The organism is Microbacterium sp. AC145, from assembly GCF_979258505.1.
The window spans coordinates 802,809-825,536 of record NZ_OZ409859.1 but is presented as its reverse complement, the minus strand read 5'-3'; the positions used below and the strand labels follow the sequence as shown (position 1 = coordinate 825,536).

Here is a 22,728-nt window from a genome sequence, read left to right as displayed (position 1 = left end):
ACTAAGCTGAGCGCATGACGACGTCCACGGCGCTTCTGACCGATCGTTACGAACTCACCATGCTCGCCGCCGCACTGCGCGACGGATCAGCGTCGAGACCGAGCGTCTTCGAACTCTTCTCCCGGCGCCTGTCCGGCGGCCGCCGTTTCGGCGTCGTCGCGGGCACCGGCCGGCTGCTTTCGTTGCTCCGCGAGTTCAGATTCGGCGACGACGAGCTGCGGTTCCTGCGCGACAACCAGGTCGTCGACGCTGACTCGCTGGTCTATCTCGAGAACTACCGCTTCACGGGCTCGATCCGTGGCTACCGCGAGGGCGAGCTGTACTTCCCGGGCTCCCCCATCCTGACCGTCGAGGGCAGCTTCGCAGATGCCGTGGTTCTCGAGACCCTGGCACTCAGCGTTTTAAACCACGACTCCGCGGTCGCCACCGCCGCCTCGCGCATGAGCATCGCCGCGGGCGAGCGGCCACTCGCCGAGATGGGATCCCGCCGTGCCGCAGAGCACTCAGCGGTCGCTGCGGCTCGAGCCGCGTACATCGCCGGATTCGGCGCGACCAGCAATCTCGAGGCCGGGCGACGCTGGGGCATTCCCACGATGGGCACCGCCGCGCACTCGTGGACTCTGCTGCACGAGACCGAGGAGGAGGCGTTCCGCTCGCAGATCGCCAGCCTCGGCACCGACACGACCCTGCTGGTCGACACCTACGACATCCGCACCGGCGTCGAGACCGCGATACGGGTCGCCGGCACCGGTCTCGGCGGCGTACGCATCGACTCGGGCGACCTGCCGATCGTCGCGGCAGAGGTGCGCGCACAGCTCGACGAGCTCGGGGCGACCACGACGCGCATCACGGTGACGAGCGATCTCGACGAGTATGCGATCGCGGCCCTCGCCGCGTCGCCGGTGGATGCCTACGGCGTGGGCACATCAGTCGTGACGGGCTCGGGCTACCCCACCGCGAGCATGGTCTACAAGCTCGTGGCCAGGCAGGACCCCGCCGGGGCTTGGGTCGGCGTCGCCAAGGCCTCTGCCGACAAGGCCTCGCAGGGCGGACGCAAAGCCGCTTTCCGGACGCTGGTCGACGGCGTCGCAGCCGCTGAGACGGTGGTCGTGTCCGATGGCTTCGAAGAACTCGACACCCCGGCGGAGCATCCCGACGGCCGACCGCTGCAGACGACCTTCGTCGACGCAGGCGAGATCGACACCGCGTACGAAGGCGCGCAGGGCACCGCTGCCGCCCGGAAGCATCACGGGAGAGTCCGGGAGGAGCTTCCCGTGCGGGCTCTGGCCCTCAGCAAGTCCGACCCGGCCATCCCGACCGTCTTCGTCGACGCTCGCTGACACCCGGGATCGACCGCGGTCGCCGCTCAGGCCCCGAGTGTCGAGGCGCAAGACTCGCGACTGTGGGATCGAGGCGTCAGCCCCCCATCGACTCGTAGATCTCCTTGCACGTGGGGCAGATCGGGAACTTCTCCGGGTCGCGACCCGGCGTCCATTTCTTGCCGCACAGCGCACGCACCGGCTTGCCGGTGATCGCCGATTCGAGGATCTTGTCCTTCTTCACGTAGTGAGAGAAACGCTCGTGGTCGCCCGGCTCGAGGTTCTCCTCCCGGAGAAGCTCTTCCAGTTCGCGATCAAGCGTTGTCACGCCGCCCTGATCGGGGCTGTCCAGCGGAGTACTCATGCCGAGAGTCTAGCCGCGTAACGGCAGGACGGGGCGGTGGTCAGGCGGTCTCGACGAACTCCATCAGCCTCTCGCCTCCGCGCTCGAAGATGCGCCCTCCGACCGCGACGCCGATCGCCGCGACGCCGAGCCCTGTCGCAAGCCCCGCCCAGAACGTCGCGGACGCGTATTCGGAGCCTTCCGCCATGGTCAGACCCAGCAGCCATCCGGTGGGGATGCTGACCAGGAGCGCACCGAGGAAGGCCGCTGCGGGACCGTAGACACCACGTGACGTCGGACGCTGCGGCTGCTGGAACGGGCTGTCGCCCGGACGCGACACCGCGTACGGCGCGAGCGCGGAGACCACGCTGGAGAACCCGAGCGCCGACAGCAGGAGGCTTGCGGCGAGACCCGTGAGCGGCAGCAACAGGCGCCAGTCGTCGATCCACAGCAGCGTGAGCGGCACCGCGATCGCGAGCACCGGCACCGAGACCAGGACGACCGGCACGAGCCGGCCGAGCCTGTCGGGGACGCCGCGGACGCCGCTCGCCACGTGGGTCCAGAGCGCCGTCGAGTCGTAGGCGACATCGTTGTGAGGAAGCCAGCCGAAGAACAGCGCCATCACGGGCACCGGCACCAGCGCCGCTATCTCGAGCGGCACACCGGCGACCAGCAGCGGGAGCACGGTGAGCGCGCCGGCGACCGGGACGACGATGAGGTTCATGATGTAGCGACGGTCGCGCAGCCAGTAGACGAGGCTTCGAGCCGCGATCGCGCCGAAGGCGTTGGACGGCAGCAGACCGAACCAGCCGAGCCCCGAGCGTTCACGCGACGCCAGAGGCCGCTCGGTGGTCGTCAGCAGACGTCGCACGAGCCATGTCCAGAGCGCCAAGAACAGGACGACCGTCGCGACGGCGATGACTCCGCCGATCCAGGCGCCGGCTCCGTCGGTCGCGACGGCGAACAGGAACCAGGAGGGAGCTGCGAGTGGAGTGAGTCCGATGGTCGAGGTCAACGCGGCGACCGCCGCCGGAACCTCGCCGTCCCACTTCAACGAGGCGAGGAACACGGCGACCGGGAAGGCGATGACGATCACGGCGAGCGCGAAGATCGCGGTGAGCTCGCGGGAACGGCGCTCGGGCAGCAGCAGCGCGTTCAGCGCCATGCTGATGCGCGCCGCGAGCAGCGTCGACAGCACCCCCAGCACGGACATCAGCACGGCGATCTGCCACGGGGTACCGAGACGGACGGCGACGATGCAGACGCTGACGTACACCGCGATCACGGCAGCGCTGGGCACACTGACGAAGGACGCGAGGACGAGGATCCACGGCATCTGCCGCTCATCGACCCCGAACACCGCGAAACGACGCGGGTCGAGCTGGTCGGTGGCACCGACCAGCACGGGGCCGACGAGGAATCCGAGCAGCAGCGCGGCACTCCCGAGCACGATGACGGTGCGCGCGACGGCCACCGGCGCGTCGTCGAGGCTGAGTACCGCGGCGCACACGACCGCGGTGATCAGGGCGACGATGACGAGCATGACCAGCGCACGGACCCGCCGTTCGCCGCGGAGCGCACCGATCAGTAGTGCAGCCCTCAGTCGGAGAACGTGTGCAGCCACTCGAGCCCCTCCACCTCTCCTGCACCGCCGGAGAGTTCGACGAAACGTGCCTCGAGGGTCTGCCCCGCGCGCACCTCGTCGATGGTCCCCTCGGCGAGAACGTCTCCCCCGACGATGATCGCGACGCGCGAGCACACCCGCTCGACGAGATCCATCCCGTGACTCGACAGGATGACAGTGCCCCCGTGCGCGACATAAGCGCGCAGGATGTCGAGGATCACCGCAGACGACACGGGGTCGACCGCCTCGAAGGGCTCGTCGAGCACCAGGACCCGCGGCGAGTGGATCATCGCTCCGGCGAGCATGATCTTCTTCGTCATGCCGGCGGAATAGTCGGACACCACGCGGTTGAGCGCATCGCCGAGATCGAACGCACGCGCGAGGTCGCCCACACGCTTCTCGATGACCCCGGAAGCCAGGCCCCGCAGAAGCCCGTAGTAGTGGAGAAGCTGACGGCCGGTCAGACGGTCGAAGGTGCGCAGGCGATCGGGAAGCACCCCCATCATCCGCTTCGCGGCGAGCGGCTTGGCCCGCTGGTCGACGCCGCAGATCACGACATCCCCTCTGTCGGCCCGCAGCAGCCCTGCGACGATCGAGAGAGTCGTCGTCTTTCCGGCGCCGTTCGGCCCGACGATGCCATAGAACGAGCCGGCGGGAACGGTGAGATCGATCCCGTTGACGGCTGTGTGATCGCCGAAGGACTTCACGAGGCCGCGGATCCTGATCGCTTCGGTCGCAGCTGCCGACGCGGAGCCTTCCACCCCTGCGGCACCGGCGTTCGCCGACGCATCGGGATCAGCGGTCTCGTCAGCGGGCGACAGAGTCGCGCCGTCCGCCTCCCCCTCCGCCGATTGCGCCTCGATGTCCTCCGCAGCTACCGGCTCAGTGGCGGGAGCCTCCTCGACGGGAGCCTCCTCGACGGGAGCCTCCTCGACGGGAGCCTCGAGCGGCTCGGAAGATCCTGACGCCTCAGCCGGCTCGGTCGTGCGAGCAGTCTGGTCGGGCTCCTTCGTCACGGGTGCCGGATCGGTGGGCGCAGCGAGCGGTGATTCCTCCTCGACGCGCACCTCCGTCGCGGCCGCGTCGTCGGCGGCCGAGACATCGACATCTGCGGGGGCCTCGACGATGGGCTCGGCGGCCGGTTCGAAGGAGTCGGCCGACTCCGACACCGCGGTGTCGGTCACCACGGGATCGAGCGCCACGGGGTCCGCAGCTGCAGCTTCCTTCGCTTCCTTCTCGGCCTGGGCTTTGGCCGCCCTCGCGGCCGCAGCCTTCGCCGCAGCTGTCTTCGCCGCCGCGCTCCGCGCCGATGCCGTCCGCGCGGTGCTCTTCGCAGCGGTCGACTTCGCCGCAGCGTTGCGTTCGGTGGCTGCCTTCGCGGCCGCAGTCCTGGCCGCGGCGCTGTTCTTCGCCGCGGTGGTGTTCGTCTTGCCCGCTGCTGTCTTCGCCGCCGCCGTCGTCTTCGCCGCCGCCGTGGTCTTCGCGGGCGTGGTCTTCGCACCCGGAGTGCGCGCCGATGCGGTACGCCCCGTCGCTGATGCCGTCTTCGACCCGCGTGCGGCCGTCGTCCGTGCGGAATTCTTCGCAGCCGCGGCACGGGCGGCGCTGACGGTGGGTGTGCTCGCCGACGCGTCGGTCGCGCGCAGCATCGGCTCGATGACCACCTCGCCGGTGGCGGCGGCCCTGTCTGCTGCCGAGCGAGGCGGAATCCGCGTACTCACAGCCTTCTTCGCAGGCGCCTTCCGGGCCGTCGTCTTCTTGGCGGGCTTCGACGCTGGGTCGGCCACCTCGTCGGGGCGGTCTTCGGGGGAGGCAGTCACCGTCCTACGGTATCAACGGGGGCCGACTTTCTTCGGTTCCCCGAAACAATTGGCCGTAGGTCGATGGGCATCTCGGCATATTGGTCACGGCACCTGGACGAATCTGAGCGTTCGGTGTGTACTGGATCACGAAACGGCAACGTCGACGCCTGCGCCCACCTCTTCCCAGGGTCTGTCGCTAGCATGATTCTCGGCACGACGAAGTGTCTGATCGGTGAACCGATCGTGAACACAACTTCCTTTAGGAGCTCTCGTGACTCTTCAGACCGTCATCCTCGCCGCAGGTATGGGCTCGCGCCTGGGCCGTGCGCTGCCGAAGCCGCTGACCGAGCTGAGCGACGGGCGCACCATCATGCGCCAGCAGCACGACAACATCCGCGCGGCCTTCGGGTCGGATGCCCGCATCACCGCAGTCGTCGGTTACCGCGCCGAGACCATCATCGAGGCGTTCCCCTCTGTCAACTACGTGCACAACGAGCGCTACGACGAGACGAACACCTCCAAGAGCCTCCTCCGCGCTCTCGGTGCCACCGGCAGGGGCGGCGTGCTCTGGATGAACGGCGACGTCGTCTTCGACCCGATGATCCTCGGCCGGGCCGCGGCATACATCGAGCGCGATCAGTCGTTCGTGACGGTCAACACCTCGAAGGTCAGCGATGAAGAGGTCAAGTACACCGTGACCGCCGAAGGGTTCATCAACGAGCTCTCGAAGACCGTCAAGGGCGGCCTCGGTGAGGCTGTCGGAATCAACTACATCTCCTCCGCGAACAAGAAGGCGTTCATGCGCCAGCTGCAGCGCGTGGAGGACCAGGATTACTTCGAGCGCGGTCTCGAGCTCGCGATCGCCGAAGACGGCCTTCTGCTCGAGCCGATGGACGTGTCCGACCTGTACGCCGTCGAGGTCGACTTCGCCGAAGACCTCGAGCGGGCGAACCTGTTCGTCTGATCGTCTTTCACGAAAGCCCGGCCCCGTCAAGGGTGCCGGGCTTTCGGCGTTTTCGCGGCCTGTGTTCCTAGGATCGATCCATGGCCCCCAAGGTGCACAAGATCCACTCCCTCCCCGACGACTCCCCGTGGGACAGGGGCGTGCCGCCGGTGGGCTCGACGGAGCATCCGCTCATGGTGCGAGGCCTCGATCGCGTACTCGCGATCCAACGCCCTCTCGTGCTCGCGCACATCCGCAGCATCCGCCTGCGCCACCCTCAGGCGTCCCCCGCGGAGATCATCAGGATCCTCGAACGGCGCTACCTCGCCGCGGTCACGACGGGCGGTGCCGCAGTGGGCGCCACAGCCGTCGTCCCGGGCATCGGCACCGGGATCACCCTCGCGCTGTCGGGCGTCGAGACCGTCGGATTCGTCGAATCGACCGCGCTCTTCGCCCAGTCGGTGGCCGAGGTGCACGGCATCGCCGTCGCGAACCCTGATCGAGCCCGGGCGCTGGTCATGACGCTGATGCTCGGCAAAGAGGGCGTGGCCCTCGTCGGACAGCTCGCCGGTCAAGCCACCGGGCGCGGCGCATCCCGGTCGTCGTACTGGGGCGAGATGGTGACGAAGTCGCTGCCTCGAGCCGCAGTCGGTCCCCTGGTGGACCAGCTCAAGAGCATGTTCGTCAAGCAGTTCGCCGCCAAGGGAGGCGCGTCGTTCATCGGCAAGGCGCTGCCGTTCGGAGTCGGCGCGGCGGTCGGCGGCGCCGGCAACCACATCCTCGGCAGACGCGTGCTGACGACCTCGCATCACGCCTTCGGCGCCGCGCCCATCGATCTGCCGATCGAGCTTGAGCCCGTGGACGGCTCCGAGAAGCTGGAGCTGCGCATGCTGCACGGAGCACAGTACGTCGGTGGTGCCGTCGCCGGCGCGGCGGGAACCGCCGTGCGCGGAGTGGGCTGGGCGGGCAGGAGGATCGCATCGGTCGGTCGCGGGCGCAAGAAGGACGCGCCGGAGATCGAAGACTCCGGCACGCACGATCTCCCGGGAGAGCTCGGGTCCTGAAACCCACTCCTTGGCGACCGCCGGATCGAAACGAGCTCGGCATCGGTGCACCCCTTGGCCTACGACACTCGCCAAAGGAATCCGCGACCCGTTGTCGCGAGCATCCAACGGCACGGGCCGACCCGACGATAGGGTGGAATCCGTGACGGAACAGCCCGAACTCTCGACCACCGCCGGCAGAATCGCAGACCTCCGCGCTCGATACAACGAAGCAGTTGTCGACGCCGAGAAGATCGCGAAGGACAAGCAGCACGCGAAGGGCAAGATGACCGCCCGGGAGCGCATCGAGCTGCTCGTGGATCCCGGAAGCTTCGTCGAGTTCGACGAGTACGTGCGCCACCGCACCACCGCTTTCGGCATGGACCGCAATCGCCCGTACGGGGATTCCGTCGTCACCGGCGTCGGCACGATCAACGGGCGTACCGTCGCCGTCTACTCGCAGGACTTCACCACGTTCGGGGGCTCACTCGGCGAGGTCTCGGGCGACAAGATCATCAAGATCATGGAATTCGCCCTCACCAACGGGATGCCGATCATCGGCATCCTCGACTCGGGCGGAGCCCGTATCCAGGAGGGCGTGCTCGCTCTCAGCAAGTACGGCGAGATCTTCCGTCTGAACACCCGCTCCTCCGGAGTGATCCCGCAGATCTCGATCATCATGGGCCCGGCTGCCGGCGGCGCCGTGTACGGGCCTGCGCTCACGGACTTCGTCATCATGGTCGACAAGACGAGCCAGATGTTCGTGACCGGCCCCGACGTGATCAAGACGGTCACCGGCGAGGACGTCGGCATGGAAGAGCTCGGCGGCGCGCTGACCCACAACACGCGTTCGGGTGTCGCGCACTATCTCGCCGAAGACGAAGACGACGCGCTCGACTACGCCCGCACGCTCCTCAGCTTCCTTCCGGACAACAACATGGCCGAGATCCCGGGGTACGAGAGCGGGTTCGAGTGGGAGACCACCGATGCCGACCGCTCATTGAACACGATCATCCCCGACTCCGCGAACCAGCCCTACGACATCCACACCGTGATCGAACACGTCGTGGACGCCGGCGACTTCATCGAGGTCCAGCCCCTGTTCGCCCCGAACATCGTCATCGGGTTCGGCCGCGTCGAGGGGCGTTCGGTCGGCATCATCGCGAACCAGCCTTCGCAGATGGCGGGCACCCTCAACATCGAGGCCGGGGAGAAGGCCAGCCGCTTCGTGCGCTTCTGCGACGCGTTCTCGATCCCGATCGTCACGCTCGTCGACGTGCCCGGTTACCTTCCCGGGACCGACCAGGAGTGGACCGGCGTCATCCGCCGTGGTGCGAAGCTCATCTACGCCTATGCGGAGGCCACGGTTCCGATGGTCACGGTGATCCTGCGCAAGGCATATGGCGGGGCGTACATCGTGATGGGCTCGAAGCAGCTGGGAGCCGATGTGAACCTCGCATGGCCGACGGCCGAGATCGCGGTGATGGGCGGCCAGGGCGCCGTCAACATCCTGTACCGCAACGAGATCAAGAAGGCCGAGGAGGCTGGCGAAGACGTCGCAGCCGTGCGTACCCGCCTTGCGAACGAGTACACCTACAGCGTCACATCCCCCTTCCTCGCCGCCGAGCGCGGAGAGATCGACGGCATCATCGAGCCTGCCAACACGCGCGTCTCGATCGCGAAGGCTCTTCGCGCGCTGCGCGGCAAGCGTGCCGAGCTGCCGGCCAAGAAGCACGGGAACATCCCGCTGTGACCGGACAGCCGGACCGGAGTTCGTCGGCGGAGCAGCCGCCGCCGATCGAGATCACGCGTGGCAGCGCCACGGAAGAAGAACTCGCTGCGCTCATCGCCGTGGTCAGCCACGCGTATGCGCAGGAGAGCGCGGATGCCGTGGCCGATGAGCCCGTGGTGTCGGCGTGGACGCGGACGCAGCGACCGATGCGCACTCCGCTGCGCCGCGACATCCCCTGGGGCCGTTTCTCCGGCTGACGCAGGGCCAGAAGCCGAAGAGGAAAGTCTGCAGGACCCGTGAACCCCCCAGCTCTCGGGTCCCGCAGACGTCTTCGCCGTGGATGCGAGAGAGACGTGCTCGCATCCCCCAGTCGGCGCATCCCCGTCGATAGTACATCGAATGGAATTACTCCCTGCCCGCATGTCCGATATTTCGGAAGTGCGGGTCAGGGAGTGGCTGCCCCGTCCCGGAGGAAGAGGTCGGATGCGCGTGGAGTCAGGACGAGGTCCAGGACCACGCATGCCGCTCCCACCGCACCCACGTCGTCGCCGACGATCGTTCCGGAGACCGGGATCTCTCGCACCGCACGAGTGGCGCTGCGACGGTGCAGCTGCCCGGGGATCTCGCGGAGATAGATGTCGGAGACGGGGTTCCAGAACGGCCCGCCGAGCACGACCCGATCGACGTCGAGGACGTTGGTGAGCACCGAGATCAGCACGGCGAGTGCCTCCGCGGAACGCGCGACGACCGCCAGTGCCGACGAATCACCCGCGGCGGCGCGCTCGCAGAGCAGCGTGAAGCGCTTCTCGACGGCCCGGACATCATCACGCCGGCGATCATCGTCGAAGACGCCCATCCGCTCGGCGTGCTCGACGATCGCCTGCGGGGTGCACACGACTTCGACGCACCCACGCGAGCCGCACTCGCACGGCGGACCGTCGGGATCGACCACGATATGCCCGACCTCGCCGAAGTTGTGAGAGCTCCCCGAACGGCATCGCCGTCGCGTACCAACGCCGCTCCGATCCCCGTTCCGAGGTACAGGAACACGAACGACCGGTCCACGGCCCCGCTGCCGGTCCACGACTCTCCCACTGCCGCCGCGGTCGTGTCCTTCTCCACCACCACGGGAAGCCCCGTCGCCTCGGCCAGGACCGCCCGAAGCGGCACGCGGTGCCAGCCCTGGAGCTTGGGCGGATCGATCACCGTGCCCAGCGCCGCGTCGAGAGGTCCGGGTGCCGCGACGCCGATCCCCGCCACTCGTGAGCGGTCGACTCCTGCGGCGGCGATGAGGTCGTCGATCGTGCCTGCCATGGTGTCGACCATCGCGCGTGGATCCCGGTCTGCGGTGCGCACCGCGCGACGGCGCAGCACCGTCCCCGCCATGTCGAGAAGGACGACCGTGATGACGGCCGGGTCGAGGTGCACACCGACCGAGAAACGACTCTCCGCGACGAGCTTGAGGGTGACTCGCGGCTTACCGGGGCCGTTGATCGTGCGACCCGCTTCGGCGATCACACCGTCGTCCAGGAGCCGTCGGGTGATGTTCGTGACGGTCTGCGCGGAGAGGCCCGTCGACTCGACGAGCTCGATCCGGCTGAGTCCCTCGACAGTCCGCCGGATCGCCTCGAGGATCACCGACTGGTTGAAATCACCCATCCGGGGAAGATTGGTTCCGCGACGCATTCCCATGCCTCATCATCTCGTATAGCGGTGTGGCCTTGTCCCCCAAAATACCTACAGACAACGTGTTGACGATCGCGGAGACTGATGGGGACGCTTCGCGTTCGGCTGGTCTCTCGGTCCCAGGGTAGACAGACGCAGATCGGCCACAGGCGGACGGTTTTCGGGTAACTGTTCCGCATGGCGAGGGGCTGGCGTTATTGCCGCCCCTCGCCCATTCTGACTGACCTCGACTCCGATCCCCTCCCCCGGTCGGAGCCGAGGACAGAGTATTGCTGTTCTCAGGGGGTGCTTCGCCGGCGAGGGATCTCGTGCCAGACGTCCACCGCATCGTCATCGCTCGTCCCGCCCGACCGTGCACGCCCCACGACGGTGACGGCAGTCTGCGGATCGCTCGCCGCGCGGATGATCCAGCGCTCCGCCTCCGCTCCGCGCAGCACCGCGGCGAGCTCGTCTCTGATCTCCTCGCGTCGGGGGCCGTCGACGTCGCCCAGCCCACCCTCGTCGAAGACCGTCACGACCGCCCCACGCCGCCGGGCATCGGCGATGGCATCGCGCACCGAGTCGTTCAGAAGGTCGGCGCCTCGGAGCTCGTCACGCAGGCGGCCCTCAGCCAGGCGCGCCTCGAGCCGTTCCTCAGCGTCGAGCGCACCGCCGGTGGCGACCGCGCGGCTCAGCACCGGCCCGGCCACCGCGAGCGCGAACTGGGTCCGCAACCGCCGCTCCCGCTGACGCACCTGCTGCGTGGCATGCCAGGCGGAGACGGCCTGCTGGATGCCTGCGAGCCGCTCGGTGTCGCGGACGGCGCGATCCCAGAACATGACGAGGAGATGCGCGACCGCGGCCCACATCACCGACCCGACGAGACCGAGTGACAGAGCGTCGCCGAAGCCGAGATACACCGACGACTCGACGATGAGCACGATGACGGTCGCCCAGCCGACGACGAAACGCCGCCGCACGATGCACACGACCGCCAGCACGCCGAGCCCACCGATGTACCAGGTGGCGAAGGGGTCTCGCAGCGTCAACGGGTCGAGCGACAGCGTGACGAGCACCGGGATGATCGCAGCGGAGACCAGCGCGACGACGGCCGCCCACATCGGCATCCGCACGACGATGGCCGAGTCCCACAGGATCGCCACGTTCACCACGACGAGATAGAGGCCGATCGCGGCGACCATGAGCAGCGGCCCCGTGGGCTGTTCTATCCACCAGATCCCGCGAGCGGCGAAGTACATCGCGAACCCCACGGCGAGCGAGGTGGCGACGCTGCGCACCGTTCTGTTCATGCGCGCACCCACCCGAGCGACACGATGGTCCCGGAGCCGCTCGATCGGATCTCCGCCGTACCTGCGACCCCTGCCATGCGGGCGAGGATCGACGCGCGGATGCCGAGGCGATCCGGACCGATCGCAGCGAGATCGAAGCCGGGGCCCGCATCGGAGATCATGACGCTGATCCCCTCGTCGCCGTGCCCTTCGACGACGATGTGCAGCCCGCGGCCGTGTGCGTGCGTCACCGCGTTGCCGAGCGCCTGCCGTGCGGCGAGAACCAGCGCCCTGGCCACCCGACCGGGGATGAGTCCTGCCTCGCCCCGCTCCTCGGCGATGGCATCCGCACCGAGTTCCGACAGAGCCCGGCGCAGCTCGACCACGATCTGCCCGGCATCGACGGGCTCATCGCTTCCCTCCTGCGCGACAGCTGCCTCGGTGTTCGCGAGTCGCGTGAGCGCCTCACGCGCCATGCCGACCGCGAGCTCTCTCGCTCGCTCGCCTTCAGCGCGCTCCGCTGCGATGAGCGCCGCCAGGACGCTGTCGTGCATGAGCGCCGACATGGCGACCCGCTCCTCTTCCGCGGCGGCCGTCGCCGCGGCGGCCGCGTATGACGACACCGCCTGCGCACGGGCCTCGTCGACACCCGCGGCGACGGATCGGAACATCCACCCCAGCGAGATGATGACGATGCCGAGGATCAGCGTGAACGAGACATCGAACGCCGTCGTCACCCAGAACTCCGGAGAGAAGCCCCCTTCGACGAGTCTCACGTACCCGTAGACGAAAGGCAGGCCCACGGCCCACGCGAACTGCAGCCAGAGAGGGAAAGCGAGCATCGCGGCGACCACGCCGACGTTGACGAGGAAGAAGATCCACGGCTGCGCGGACGCGGCGCCTTCGCCCGCGCCCACGATGGTCGGCCAGGCGCCGAGCGCCAGCACATAGGCGACGGCGAAGATCCCGGATGCCGTCCGCACCCCGCGCCCGACCACGCACGCGATGAGCATGACCACCAGAGGAACGGAGACGGCGAGGAGCATCGCGATGCGCGGGGACTCATCCCAGGACATCGCCGTGACCGCCGCGATGAATGCCTGCACACCCAGCACAGCCGATCCGACCGCCACGACGGTCGCGAGGATGCGCTCCATCCGCTTGCCGGTGAAGCGCTCGAACTCGGTCTCCACGCTGCCCGGAGAGGGGATCTTGCTCCAGGCGTCGCGGATGCTGAGTGCGTCAGCGGGCACTCGGTGCCCCGTCTGCGGCGACGATGCCGTCCTCCATCGCGCGTCGAAGCAGATCGACCTTGGTCGGCGCAGGCCGCCCCACGTCGACGTACTTCACTCGGATCCGGGTGATGTTCTCCTTGGCCGTCGAGTATGCGACTCCCAAGCGCTCTGCCACGGCCTTCAGCGGGAGGCCCGTCGCGTAGAGCCGCAGTACGTCGCGCTCACGGGACGAGAGCTGTGCGTCCGCGAAGTCGCGGTCGCCGTCGACGGCGCTCGCCCATTCGACGTTGTTGAGCGCCTCTCCCTGCGCGACGGTGCGGATCGCGTCGAGCACGTCGTCGAGTGCCGACGACTTGCTCACCACACCCGCAGCGCCGGCCGCGAGCGCTTCGCGCACAGCCGCAGGGCGGTCGGCGACGCTGTGGATCACGACGCTCGCCCCGTCCGAGACGAGGGACGTCACGTTCTCGGTCACCGTGGTGCCGTCTCCGAGAGTGAGGTCGAGGACGACCACGTCGGCCGATGCCGAAGACGTCGCGAGTCGCCACTCGAGGTACGACACGACGGTGCTGCCGGAGAACACCACCGTCTGCTCGCCGTCGCGAGCGCATGCCGCCTCCAGACCGAGGCGAACGGATTCGTGATCGTCGATCAGTGCGACCCTGCTCATCGGTCCAGCCTACTGATCGTGGGGGCGATACTCGCCCACACGTGTCAGCGTGTGAGCAGTGCGACGACCTCGAAGTGGTGGGAATGCGGGAACAGATCGAAGCCTCGCAGGGTCCCCACGTTCCACCCGCGCTCACGGAAGGTGCCGAGATCGCGCGCCAGAGCGACGGGATCGCACGCGACGTAGGCGATCGCGTCGGGCGCGAGCGTGTCGAGCGCATCGACCACCGCGCGTCCGGCACCGGCTCTCGGCGGATCCAGGACCACGGCACCCGCCTTCGTTCCCGCGGGCGCTCCTGCGATGTAGCGGTCGACACGCGCCGTGACCGCGCTGACGCCGAGCTGCGCGAGGTTCTGCTGCGCATGAGCCGTCGCGCGCCTGCTGGACTCGACCGTGACGATGTCGGTGCCGCCGAGGTCGGCGAGCGATGCGGCGAAGAGGCCCACGCCTCCGTAGAGATCGAAGTGCTTCTTCTCGGGGTCGACATGGCCGTCGAGGATGCCGTACACGGCACCGTCGAGCACCGATGCGGCGCGCGGGTGCACCTGCCAGAAGCCGCCGGCATCGACCTGGAACCGCCGATCGCCCACCTGCTCGTAGACGACCTCGGGTGCGGGACGTCGGTGCTGTCCTCGCGCCGGGCGCGCCTCGAGCCGCTCGCGCCGGATGACTCGCACCCTGCCGTCGCCGGGTTCGACCAGGTCGACGCTGCCCGGTTCGCCGCCGACGAGCGCGAGCGCGGCCCGGGCGATCGCCGGACGTGCCAGCGGGTGCGAACCGACGGGAATGACGCGGTGGCTGCGCGCGGCATACGGGCCGACCTGGCCGTCGTCGTCGACGTGCAGGGTGACCCTGGTACGCCATCCGGTGCCGTCGGTCGAGTCGACCGCCTCGATCTCCGGCGCCTCGAGACCCCCGCCCGCGAACCGGTCGAGAGCCTCGGTCAGCACCTGGCGCTTCAGAGCCCGCTGGTGCACGAGATCGATGTGCCCGAGGTCGGCGCCGCCCGGGCGCTGCTCCGGTGCGCGCGACACGTCGGCTTCGTCCCAGATGTGCGGGCGCCGGTGCGGAGAAGCCTCGAGCACCTCGACCGTCTCCGCGCGCCAGAAGCTCTTGGACTCATCCGTCGAGTCCTCGGTCAGCCGCGCACGCACCCGCTCTCCGGGTATCGCGTCGGAGACGAACACGACGCGTCCCTCGTGGCGGGCGATGAACGTACCGCCGTGCGCGATGCCGGTGATGTCCAGATCGAGCAGGGCTGGGGAGGAGGTCATCCTTCGAGGATACGGTGGTGAACATGCGCGTCTGCCTCGCCTCCACCTCTCCCGCCCGCCTGATGCTCCTTCGCCAGGCCGGAATCGAGCCCCTGACCCAGTCTCCGGATGTGGACGAGGATGCCGTGGCCGCAGCTGCGGCGGCGGAGCGCGGCGCCGACCTCCCGCCGGCCGAACTCGTGCTGCTGCTCGCTCGCGCGAAGGCCGCCGACGTCGCGAACAGGCTCGCGGAGGAGGGGACGTTCGACGGCATTGTGATCGGCGGCGACTCGATGTTCGAGCTCGGAGGCCGCGTGTACGGCAAGCCCTACACCGAGGAGGAGGCGACGCGGCGCTGGCGCGAGATGCGCGGCGCCACCGGCATCCTGCACTCCGGCCATTCGGTGTTCCGGGTCTCCCCCGGCACCGTCCCCGTCGAGGCCACCGCGACCGCCGAAGCGGCGGTGACGTTCGCCGACGACATCACGGATGCCGAGATCGCCGCGTACGTCGCCTCGGGCGAGCCCCTGCACGTCGCGGGCGCGTTCACGGTCGACAGCCTCGGCGGAGCCTTCATCACGCGTGTCGACGGCGACCCGTCGACCGTCGTGGGGATGTCGTTGTCGACCGTGCGTCGTCTGGCCACGGAACTCGGCGTCGCATGGACCGACCTCTGGTCGTAGGGTCTCGTCGACGTTTCTCCCTCTTTCTTGTGGAGAGTCGTCAAAGAGATCGAGTGCCTTCTCGCTAGGCTGGCAACCATGCCTGATATCGCCAAGGTGCTCATCGCCAACCGCGGCGAGATCGCCGTTCGCATCATCCGTGCCGCTCGTGACTCGGGGATCGCCTCGGTCGCCGTGTACGCCGACCAGGATCGCGACGCTCTGCACACCCGCCTCGCCGACGAGGCCTTCGCCCTCGGTGGCGCGACGAGCGCCGAGACCTACCTGCAGATCGAGAAGATCCTCTCGATCGCCCGTCGTGCCGGCGCGGATGCCGTGCACCCCGGCTACGGTTTCCTCGCCGAGAACGCCGAGTTCGCCCGTGCCGTCATCGGCGCAGGCATGACCTGGATCGGCCCGTCGCCCGAGGCCATCGAGGCTCTCGGAGACAAGGTCACGGCTCGCCACGTCGCCGAGAAGGTGGGCGCCCCGCTCGCCCCCGGAACCCCCGGCCCCGTCGCAGGCGCCGACGAGGTCGTCGCCTTCGCGAAGGAGTTCGGTCTGCCGATCGCGATCAAGGCCGCCTACGGTGGCGGCGGACGCGGCCTCAAGGTGGCGCGTGAACTCGGCGAGGTGGCCGAGCTGTTCGAATCCGCCACCCGCGAGGCCGTCGCGGCCTTCGGTCGAGGCGAGTGCTTCGTCGAGAAGTACCTCGACAAGCCCCGCCACGTCGAGACCCAGTGCCTGGCGGATGCCGAGGGCAACGTCGTCGTGATCTCCACGCGCGACTGCTCGCTGCAGCGTCGCCACCAGAAGCTCGTCGAGGAGGCCCCCGCGCCGTTCCTCACGGACGAGCAGAACGGTCTGCTCTACTCGGCGTCGAAGGCCATCCTCAAGGAGGTCGGCTACGTCGGTGCGGGAACCTGCGAGTTCCTGATCGGCGCCGACGGCACCGTCTCGTTCCTCGAGGTCAACACCCGCCTTCAGGTCGAGCACCCCGTCTCCGAAGAGGTCACCGGCATCGACCTGGTGCGCGAGCAGTTCCGCATCGCCGCGGGCGGCACCATCGACTACGACGACCCGAAGCCGACCGGACACTCGATCGAGTTCCGCATCAACGGAGAAGACCCCGGTCGCGGGTTCCTGCCGCAGCCCGGTCCCATCCACGTCTTCAAGACGTTCGGCGGCCCCGGCATCCGTCTCGACTCCGGCGTCACCGCCGGCGACTCGGTCTCGGGCGCGTTCGACTCGCTGCTCGCGAAGATCATCGTCACGGGCAAGGATCGCGCCGAGGCGCTCGAGCGCTCGCGCCGTGCCCTCGACGAGTTCGAGGTCGCGGGCCTCCCGACAGTGCTGCCGTTCCACCGCAAGGTCGTGAACGACCCCGCCTTCACCGCCGAGAACGGCGAGTTCGGTGTCTTCACGCGCTGGATCGAGACCGAGTTCGAGAACGACATCCCCGCGTGGGATGGCGAGCTCGAGTCACCGTCCGCCGCCGAGAACCGCCACACCGTCGTCGTCGAGGTCGCCGGCAAGCGCCTCGAGGTCAGCCTGCCCGACCGCGTGGCAGTCGCCGCCGGCACCGTGGGCCGCCCCGCGGCCGTGCCGCCGTCTCGCCGCAGCCATGCGACGTCGGTCAGCGCCGGAGCATCCGGCGACGCCGTGAAGTCGCCGATGCAGGCGACCGTCGTCAAGGTCGCCGTCGAAGAGGGACAGCAGGTCGTCAAGGGCGACCTCGTCGTCGTGCTCGAGGCAATGAAGATGGAACAGCCTCTGCAGGCCCACAAAGACGGCGTCATCGGCAACATCAACGCGAGCGCCGGCGCCACCGTCTCGGCCGGTCACCAGCTGCTGACCATCAGCTGACACAGACATCACGACGAAGGCCCCCATCTCACGGTGGGGGCCTTCGTCGTCCCGTCAGTCTGTGCGCGCCGACGTGTACCACTCGTCGAACATCCGCTGCCCCGTCGGAGCGCCGAGGACGGCGCGGGCCGCCGACGAATCGTGGAACCCGCGCAACGCCGACCAGACGACCTGCGGGTGCGTCTTCAGCATCGCCGGGGCCACGGTGACCGTGGCGGGAGCACGCATCCCGTCGGACGTGGTCACGCGGGTCGGATCCACGCGCAGCCGGATCAGCGGACGCTCGTCCATCCCGCGACGCGGTTCGGTCACATCCGGCTCCACGCGGCGGATCGCGCTCCACGGAACATACAGGGCCTCGGAGACACGCATCAGAAGCACCCCGTCCTGGCCCATGCCCAGCCCCATCGGTCGACGGCCGAAGGAATCGGAGCGGTACTGCGTGATGGCTGCGCGCACGGCCGTGGAGATGAACAGCGCCGCGGTCGCCGCAAGCACCGCGACTCCGAGGAAGGCCTCTGGCCGGCCGGTCAGCCCGATCCCGATCGCCACGATCGTCGCGGCCGTGAGCACGATGGCCCAGACGACGCACAGCGTCAGCGTGACGATGCCCGGCCGCCGCTCCGGCACGAAATGCATGCGCGCATCGGGGACCTCTACCCGCCCCCGTGTCAGCGACGCCGCGTCGACCAGACGCGCGCGCCCGTCGACGAACGGTGTGCGGGCAGCGACCGCCAGCGCCGTGAGACCAAACAGCGCGACGAACGCACCCGACCACAGCGGGCCGGCGGCACCACCCGAGAATCCGATCATGGCGGCCGCGGCCGCGAAGAGGACCACGCCGAGCCAGAACATACCGGCGTGCCGTCGCGGTCGACGCTCACCCCACTCCGCCGGCCACTCCTGCGACGGTGCTGACGCGCTCGGATCCGTCACCGATCCCGCCCTGCGACGATGAGCAGCAGGACGGGACCAGCAGACGGCAGTGCCACCGACGCTACGAGATCTTCGCGTTGACGAGGTGCATCGCCCGACTCGCGTCGGTGATGCTGCTCGACAGCGACGGGTAGGCCGCGAACACCCGAGAGACCTGATCGACGGTGAGGCGGCGTTCGACAGCGACGGCGATCGGGTAGATCAGCTCGGATGCCTTCGGGCCGACGATCACGCCGCCGATGACTGTTCCCGATCCCTTGCGCGCGATCAGTTTCACGAAGCCGTCCTTGATGCCCATCATCTTCGCGCGGGGGTTCGCGGCGAGAGGGAGCTTGTAGACGAGGCCGTCTGCCACGCCGTCTTCGACGTCCTTCTCGGAGTATCCGACCGTCGCGATCTCCGGAGCCGTGAAGATGTTCGAGGTGATCTTGATCAGCTCGAGCGGGATGACGATGTCTCCGAGAGCGTGGAACACCGCTGTGCGCCCCTGCATGGACGCGACGGATGCCAGCGGGAAGAAGTTCGTGCAGTCACCGACCGCATAGACGTTGGGGACAGAGGTGCGTGCCACACGGTTCACGCGCACGTGCCCCGACTCGTCGAGCTCGACCCCGGCATCCTCGAGGCCGATGCCTGCGGTGTTCGGGATGGACCCGACGGCCATGAGGCAGTGGCTGCCGTCGACCGTGCGTCCGTCCGACAGCGTCGCCGTCACGCCGTCCTTCGTGACCTCGACCTTCTCGGCGCGGGCCTTGGAGAGCACCGTCATGCCGCCGCGCTTGAAGACCTTCTCGAGCACGCGCGCGGCATCCTGGTCCTCACCGGGAAGCACCTGGTCGCGGCTGGACACCAGAGTGACCTTGGCACCGAGGTTCATGTAGGCGGAGGCGAACTCCGCGCCGGTGACACCCGAGCCGACCACGATCAGGTGCTCGGGCAGCGCCTTCATGTCGTACAGCTGCGTCCAGGTGAGGATGCGCTTGCCGTCAGGCTTCGCCGAGTCCAGCTCGCGCGGTGAGGCGCCGACGGCGACCACGATGGTGTCTGCCTCGACCCGGTCGAAGTCCGTGCCGCCCTGACCTGTCGAGACGATGATCGAGGTCGGTCCCTCGAGCCGGCCGTGGCCGGAGAGGATGCGCACGCCCGCCTCGAGCAGCGCGGATCTCATGTCCTCGGACTGCTGTCCGGCGAGGGCGATGAGTCGCTTGTTGACCGCAGCGAGGTTGATCGCGATCTCAGGCTTCAACGGCTTGCCGTGCTCGCCCTTCGCGTAGAACTGCACACCGAGGTCAGAGGCCTCCGAGATCGCGATGGCCGCATCGGCCGTCGCGATCAGGCTCTTCGACGGCACGACGTCGGTGAGGACCGCGGCACCGCCGACACCCACACGCTCGACCAGGGTCACCTCGGCTCCGAGCTGGGCGGCGGCGAGTGCCGCCTCGTAGCCGCCGGGACCGCCGCCGAGCACGGCGACGCGCTGAGTGCGCTCAAAAGGGGTGGAAGACATGGTTCCCATTCTCTCGCAATCCTGGCCCCGGAGCCTGCACCTTCCTAGAGTGGATCCATGTCCGAAACACACACCAACCCCCTCGACGATCCCACCGCGAACCCGTTCGAGGTCGCCGCCGCAGCCGCCGCAGACATCGCGCGGCTGACCGGAGTCGAGAAGCACGACATCGCCCTCACCCTCGGCAGCGGCTGGGGCAAGGCCGCCGACATCATCGGCGAGACCACCGCGACCATCCCCGCCACCGAGGTCACCGGCTTCTCCAAGCCCGCCCTCGAGGGCCATGTCGGGACTCTCCGCAGCATCCGCACCCCCGACGGCAAGAACGTGCTCGTCATCGGAGCCCGCACCCACTACTACGAGAACCACGGCGTGCGCCGCGTCGTGCACTCGGTGCGCACCGCCGCGGCCACGGGCGCCACCATCATGGTCCTCACCAACGGCGCAGGAGGGGTGCGCGAGACCTGGACCCCCGGCCAGCCGGTGCTGATCAGCGACCACATCAACCTCACGGCGGATTCTCCGCTCGAAGGCGCGACCTTCATCGACCTCACCGATCTCTACTCGCAGCGCCTGCGCGACGTCGCGCGCACCGTCGACCCGACGCTCGACGAGGGCGTGTACACGCAGTTCCGCGGTCCGCACTACGAGACGCCGGCAGAGGTGCAGATGGCGAAGCACATCGGCGGTCACATCGTCGGTATGTCGACCGCTCTCGAGGCGATCGCCGCCCGCGAGGCGGGCATGGAGATCCTCGGGTTCTCACTCATCACGAACCTGGCCGCAGGCATCCAAAAGACCCCGCTCAGCCATGCCGAGGTCATCGAGGCGGGCCGAGAGGCGGAACCCGTGATCTCGGCTCTGCTGGCCCGAGTGGTCGAGGCGCTGTGAACGACGAGCGCCTCGCGCAGGCACGCGCGTGGATGAGGCAGGACCCCGATCACGAGACGCGCGACGAGCTCGCGGCGGTCATCACCCGCGCCGCCGGAGGCGACGAGTCGGCCGCAGCCGATCTCGACGACCGCTTCGACACGCGGCTCGCGTTCGGCACCGCCGGTCTCCGCGGAGCGCTCGGCGCGGGAAGCAACCGGATGAACCGGGTGCTCGTCGCCCAGGCGGCCGCCGGCTTCGCGGCATACCTGCGTGAGCGGGCGCACGGCGACACCCCGACCGTGGTGATCGGCTACGACGGTCGCCGCAACTCCCGTGTGTTCGCCACCGACTCGGCCGAGCTCTTCGCCGGCGCGGGGCTGCGTGCGATCCTGCTGCCGCGGCTGCTGCCCACGCCGGTGCTCGCGTTCGCGGTGCGTCATCTCGGGGCGGATGCGGGCGTCATGGTGACCGCCTCGCACAACCCCCCGAATGACAACGGCTACAAGGTGTACCTGGGCGGCGACGATCAGGGCGCACAGATCGTCGCACCGGCGGATGCCGAGATCGCCGGCCACATCCAGAAGGTGGCCGACACGGGTGACATCTCGGCACTCGCCCGGTCGACCGCGTACGAGACGGCGGGTGAGGACGTGGTCGACGCCTACATCGCCGCCACTTCTGCCGTCGCCCCCGCCCCGAGGTCGGCGTCCGAACTCCGCTGGGTCTACACGGCGATGCACGGCGTGGGTTGGGAGACACTCTCGAAGATCGTCGCCGCCGCCGGATATCCGCAGCCGATGGTCGTCGGCGAGCAGCTGAAGCCCGATGCCACCTTCCGCACCGTGTCGTTCCCGAACCCCGAGGAACCGGGCGCCATGGACCTCGCGTTCGCACGCGGCCGCCGCGTGCAGGCGGACTTCATCCTCGCCAATGACCCTGACGCCGATCGTCTCGCCGTGGCCATTCCCGATGCTGCGTCGGAGAGCAGATGGCGCCGGCTCACCGGCAACGAGATCGGGTTGCTGCTCGGTGCGCGAGCGGCGAGAGCGGCAGAGGGCACGGACGGTGCGGCGCTGGCCTGTTCGCTCGTGTCGTCTCCGGGGCTCGGCGCCATCGCCGCTCACCACGGACTCGACTTCCACGAGACGCTGACGGGCTTCAAGTGGATCTCCCGCGCCCCCGGCATCGTCTACGGATTCGAGGAGGCCCTCGGCTATCTCGTGAACCCGGAGACCGTGCGCGACAAGGACGGGATCTCCGCCGCCGTGGCAGTGCTCGGACTCGCCGCCGAAGCCCACGAGCGCGGAGCCTCGCTCGCAGACCTGATCTCGGAGCTCGGTGAGACCTACGGCCACTTCGCGAGCGGTCAGGTGTCGATCCGCGTCGACGACCTCTCGGTCATCGGGCGCGTGATGCTGTCGCTGCGCACCCTGCCGCCGACACGATTCGACGCCCACTCGGTCGCGTCGACGGAAGACCTCCTGCAGGCCGCCGATGGCACGCCGTCGGGCGACGTGCTGCGGTACCGGCTGACCGATGGCTCTCGCATCATCGTGCGTCCGAGCGGCACCGAGCCGAAGCTGAAGGTCTACATCGATGCGAAGGCCGACTCGGCGGCCCGCGCCGCCGAGATCGTGCGCGAGCTCGAGACCGCAGTGCGCACTCTGCTGGAAGAGCGCTCGTAGCGCATGCCGAGACGACAGGTGGTCATCAGCGCTCACAACGGGGTTCACGCGCGCCCCGTCGCCGAGCTCGTGCGGGTGGTGCAGGAGCACCCGCATCCGGTGACCCTGCAGACGTCGACGGGGGTGGTCGTGGATCTGAACAGCGTTCTCGCACTCATGGACCTCGGACTCGCCCCCGGCGATGTCGTCGTGCTCGAGACCGCAGATTCGACCGGCGCGGAGAGGGTGCTCGACACCCTCGAAGGGGTGCTGGACCCCGTGCGCTGACTCTCCCGCCCTTC

At 68.8% G+C, this 22,728-nt stretch carries 19 protein-coding genes and 1 pseudogene; 10 read left to right on the top strand and 10 right to left on the bottom strand.

Annotation, left to right across the window (positions count from 1 at the left end; translation table 11 throughout):
• The first annotated feature begins 14 nt into the window (after positions 1 to 14).
• Entirely contained in the window at positions 15 to 1,340 is a 1,326-nt protein-coding gene (locus ACZZZN_RS03995) for a nicotinate phosphoribosyltransferase (protein WP_463503925.1), read from the top strand.
• A 76-nt stretch (positions 1,341 to 1,416) separates the two neighbouring features.
• Here the strand turns inward: ACZZZN_RS03995 and ACZZZN_RS03990 are convergent, their stop codons facing one another.
• Genes ACZZZN_RS03990 through ACZZZN_RS03980 form a run of 3 tightly spaced genes read right to left on the bottom strand, consistent with a single transcriptional unit; the run spans position 1,417 to position 5,106 of the window.
• A complete protein-coding gene (locus tag ACZZZN_RS03990) occupies positions 1,417 to 1,683 on the bottom strand; it encodes a DUF3039 domain-containing protein (protein WP_463503924.1) in 267 nt (88 codons plus the stop codon).
• A 40-nt stretch (positions 1,684 to 1,723) separates the two neighbouring features.
• Positions 1,724 to 3,286, bottom strand: a complete 1,563-nt coding sequence (locus tag ACZZZN_RS03985) for a hypothetical protein (protein ID WP_463503923.1) — start codon at positions 3,284 to 3,286, stop codon at positions 1,724 to 1,726.
• On the bottom strand, positions 3,262 to 5,106 hold the full coding sequence (locus ACZZZN_RS03980) for an ABC transporter ATP-binding protein (protein ID WP_463503922.1): 1,845 nt from the start codon (positions 5,104 to 5,106) through the stop codon (positions 3,262 to 3,264). Before ACZZZN_RS03980 ends, ACZZZN_RS03985 begins: the two co-directional genes overlap by 25 nt.
• Before the next feature lie 253 nt (positions 5,107 to 5,359).
• On the opposite strand from ACZZZN_RS03980, the gene ACZZZN_RS03975 reads away from it, so the two are divergent.
• The 4 genes from ACZZZN_RS03975 (at position 5,360) to ACZZZN_RS03960 (ending at position 9,063) form a co-directional block, all read left to right on the top strand.
• Positions 5,360 to 6,052: a phosphocholine cytidylyltransferase family protein gene (locus tag ACZZZN_RS03975; protein WP_463503921.1), complete on the top strand. Its 693-nt coding sequence runs from the start codon at positions 5,360 to 5,362 to the stop codon at positions 6,050 to 6,052.
• Positions 6,053 to 6,132: 80 nt separating this feature from the next.
• Positions 6,133 to 7,095 carry a hypothetical protein gene (locus tag ACZZZN_RS03970; RefSeq protein WP_463503920.1) on the top strand — a complete coding sequence of 321 codons (963 nt, stop codon included), beginning with the start codon at positions 6,133 to 6,135 and terminating at the stop codon, positions 7,093 to 7,095.
• 142 nt (positions 7,096 to 7,237) lie between these two features.
• Positions 7,238 to 8,827, top strand: coding sequence for an acyl-CoA carboxylase subunit beta (locus ACZZZN_RS03965; protein ID WP_463503919.1), 1,590 nt, complete (start codon positions 7,238 to 7,240; stop codon positions 8,825 to 8,827).
• Positions 8,824 to 9,063: an acyl-CoA carboxylase subunit epsilon gene (locus ACZZZN_RS03960; RefSeq protein ID WP_463503918.1), complete on the top strand. Its 240-nt coding sequence runs from the start codon at positions 8,824 to 8,826 to the stop codon at positions 9,061 to 9,063. Before ACZZZN_RS03965 ends, ACZZZN_RS03960 begins: the two co-directional genes overlap by 4 nt.
• Before the next feature lie 188 nt (positions 9,064 to 9,251).
• Here ACZZZN_RS03960 and ACZZZN_RS03955 read toward each other — a convergent pair.
• From ACZZZN_RS03955 to ACZZZN_RS03935, 5 genes and pseudogenes are all read right to left on the bottom strand, one after another.
• A pseudogene (locus tag ACZZZN_RS03955) lies at positions 9,252 to 10,465 on the bottom strand (ROK family transcriptional regulator).
• A gap of 305 nt (positions 10,466 to 10,770) precedes the next feature.
• Positions 10,771 to 11,781, bottom strand: a complete 1,011-nt coding sequence (locus ACZZZN_RS03950) for a hypothetical protein (RefSeq protein WP_463503917.1) — start codon at positions 11,779 to 11,781, stop codon at positions 10,771 to 10,773.
• Positions 11,778 to 13,013, bottom strand: a complete 1,236-nt coding sequence (locus ACZZZN_RS03945; protein ID WP_463503916.1) for a sensor histidine kinase — start codon at positions 13,011 to 13,013, stop codon at positions 11,778 to 11,780. Before ACZZZN_RS03945 ends, ACZZZN_RS03950 begins: the two co-directional genes overlap by 4 nt.
• On the bottom strand, positions 13,003 to 13,665 hold the full coding sequence (locus tag ACZZZN_RS03940; RefSeq protein WP_463503915.1) for a response regulator: 663 nt from the start codon (positions 13,663 to 13,665) through the stop codon (positions 13,003 to 13,005). The genes ACZZZN_RS03945 and ACZZZN_RS03940 overlap by 11 nt, the downstream gene beginning before the upstream one ends.
• A 44-nt stretch (positions 13,666 to 13,709) precedes the next feature.
• Positions 13,710 to 14,939, bottom strand: coding sequence for a class I SAM-dependent RNA methyltransferase (locus ACZZZN_RS03935; RefSeq protein WP_463503914.1), 1,230 nt, complete (start codon positions 14,937 to 14,939; stop codon positions 13,710 to 13,712).
• Positions 14,940 to 14,962: 23 nt separating this feature from the next.
• On the opposite strand from ACZZZN_RS03935, the gene ACZZZN_RS03930 reads away from it, so the two are divergent.
• On the top strand, positions 14,963 to 15,601 hold the full coding sequence (locus tag ACZZZN_RS03930) for a Maf family protein (protein WP_463506542.1): 639 nt from the start codon (positions 14,963 to 14,965) through the stop codon (positions 15,599 to 15,601).
• A 78-nt stretch (positions 15,602 to 15,679) separates the two neighbouring features.
• Positions 15,680 to 17,446, top strand: a complete 1,767-nt coding sequence (locus ACZZZN_RS03925) for an acetyl/propionyl/methylcrotonyl-CoA carboxylase subunit alpha (RefSeq protein ID WP_463503913.1) — start codon at positions 15,680 to 15,682, stop codon at positions 17,444 to 17,446.
• A gap of 54 nt (positions 17,447 to 17,500) precedes the next feature.
• On the opposite strand, the gene ACZZZN_RS03920 is transcribed toward ACZZZN_RS03925, so the two are convergent.
• Together ACZZZN_RS03920 and ACZZZN_RS03915 are read right to left on the bottom strand one after the other, a co-directional pair.
• Entirely contained in the window at positions 17,501 to 18,382 is an 882-nt protein-coding gene (locus ACZZZN_RS03920) for a hypothetical protein (protein ID WP_463503912.1), read from the bottom strand.
• Positions 18,383 to 18,443: 61 nt separating this feature from the next.
• Entirely contained in the window at positions 18,444 to 19,898 is a 1,455-nt protein-coding gene (locus tag ACZZZN_RS03915; protein WP_463503911.1) for an NAD(P)H-quinone dehydrogenase, read from the bottom strand.
• 48 nt (positions 19,899 to 19,946) lie between these two features.
• On the opposite strand from ACZZZN_RS03915, the gene ACZZZN_RS03910 reads away from it, so the two are divergent.
• Genes ACZZZN_RS03910 through ACZZZN_RS03900 form a run of 3 tightly spaced genes read left to right on the top strand, consistent with a single transcriptional unit; the run spans position 19,947 to position 22,714 of the window.
• Positions 19,947 to 20,780 carry a purine-nucleoside phosphorylase gene (locus ACZZZN_RS03910; RefSeq protein WP_463503910.1) on the top strand — a complete coding sequence of 278 codons (834 nt, stop codon included), beginning with the start codon at positions 19,947 to 19,949 and terminating at the stop codon, positions 20,778 to 20,780.
• Positions 20,777 to 22,447 (top strand): phospho-sugar mutase, encoded by a 1,671-nt coding sequence (locus tag ACZZZN_RS03905; protein ID WP_463503909.1) that lies wholly within the window; start codon positions 20,777 to 20,779, stop codon positions 22,445 to 22,447. The genes ACZZZN_RS03910 and ACZZZN_RS03905 overlap by 4 nt, the downstream gene beginning before the upstream one ends.
• Before the next feature lie 3 nt (positions 22,448 to 22,450).
• Positions 22,451 to 22,714: an HPr family phosphocarrier protein gene (locus ACZZZN_RS03900; RefSeq protein ID WP_463503908.1), complete on the top strand. Its 264-nt coding sequence runs from the start codon at positions 22,451 to 22,453 to the stop codon at positions 22,712 to 22,714.
• Positions 22,715 to 22,728: the final 14 nt, after the last annotated feature.

Excerpts from the sequence above, each read along its gene's own strand:
- ACZZZN_RS03995 (WP_463503925.1), top strand. The coding sequence starts at position 15 with ATGACGACGTCCACGGCGCTTCTGACCGATCGTTACGAACTCACCATG.
- ACZZZN_RS03990 (WP_463503924.1), bottom strand. The coding sequence starts at position 1,683 with ATGAGTACTCCGCTGGACAGCCCCGATCAGGGCGGCGTGACAACGCTT.
- ACZZZN_RS03970 (WP_463503920.1), top strand. The coding sequence starts at position 6,133 with ATGGCCCCCAAGGTGCACAAGATCCACTCCCTCCCCGACGACTCCCCG.
- ACZZZN_RS03950 (WP_463503917.1), bottom strand. The coding sequence starts at position 11,781 with ATGAACAGAACGGTGCGCAGCGTCGCCACCTCGCTCGCCGTGGGGTTC.
- ACZZZN_RS03940 (WP_463503915.1), bottom strand. The coding sequence starts at position 13,665 with ATGAGCAGGGTCGCACTGATCGACGATCACGAATCCGTTCGCCTCGGT.
- ACZZZN_RS03935 (WP_463503914.1), bottom strand. The coding sequence starts at position 14,939 with ATGACCTCCTCCCCAGCCCTGCTCGATCTGGACATCACCGGCATCGCG.
- ACZZZN_RS03930 (WP_463506542.1), top strand. The coding sequence starts at position 14,963 with ATGCGCGTCTGCCTCGCCTCCACCTCTCCCGCCCGCCTGATGCTCCTT.
- ACZZZN_RS03925 (WP_463503913.1), top strand. The coding sequence starts at position 15,680 with ATGCCTGATATCGCCAAGGTGCTCATCGCCAACCGCGGCGAGATCGCC.
- ACZZZN_RS03915 (WP_463503911.1), bottom strand. The coding sequence starts at position 19,898 with ATGGGAACCATGTCTTCCACCCCTTTTGAGCGCACTCAGCGCGTCGCC.
- ACZZZN_RS03910 (WP_463503910.1), top strand. The coding sequence starts at position 19,947 with ATGTCCGAAACACACACCAACCCCCTCGACGATCCCACCGCGAACCCG.
- ACZZZN_RS03900 (WP_463503908.1), top strand. The coding sequence starts at position 22,451 with ATGCCGAGACGACAGGTGGTCATCAGCGCTCACAACGGGGTTCACGCG.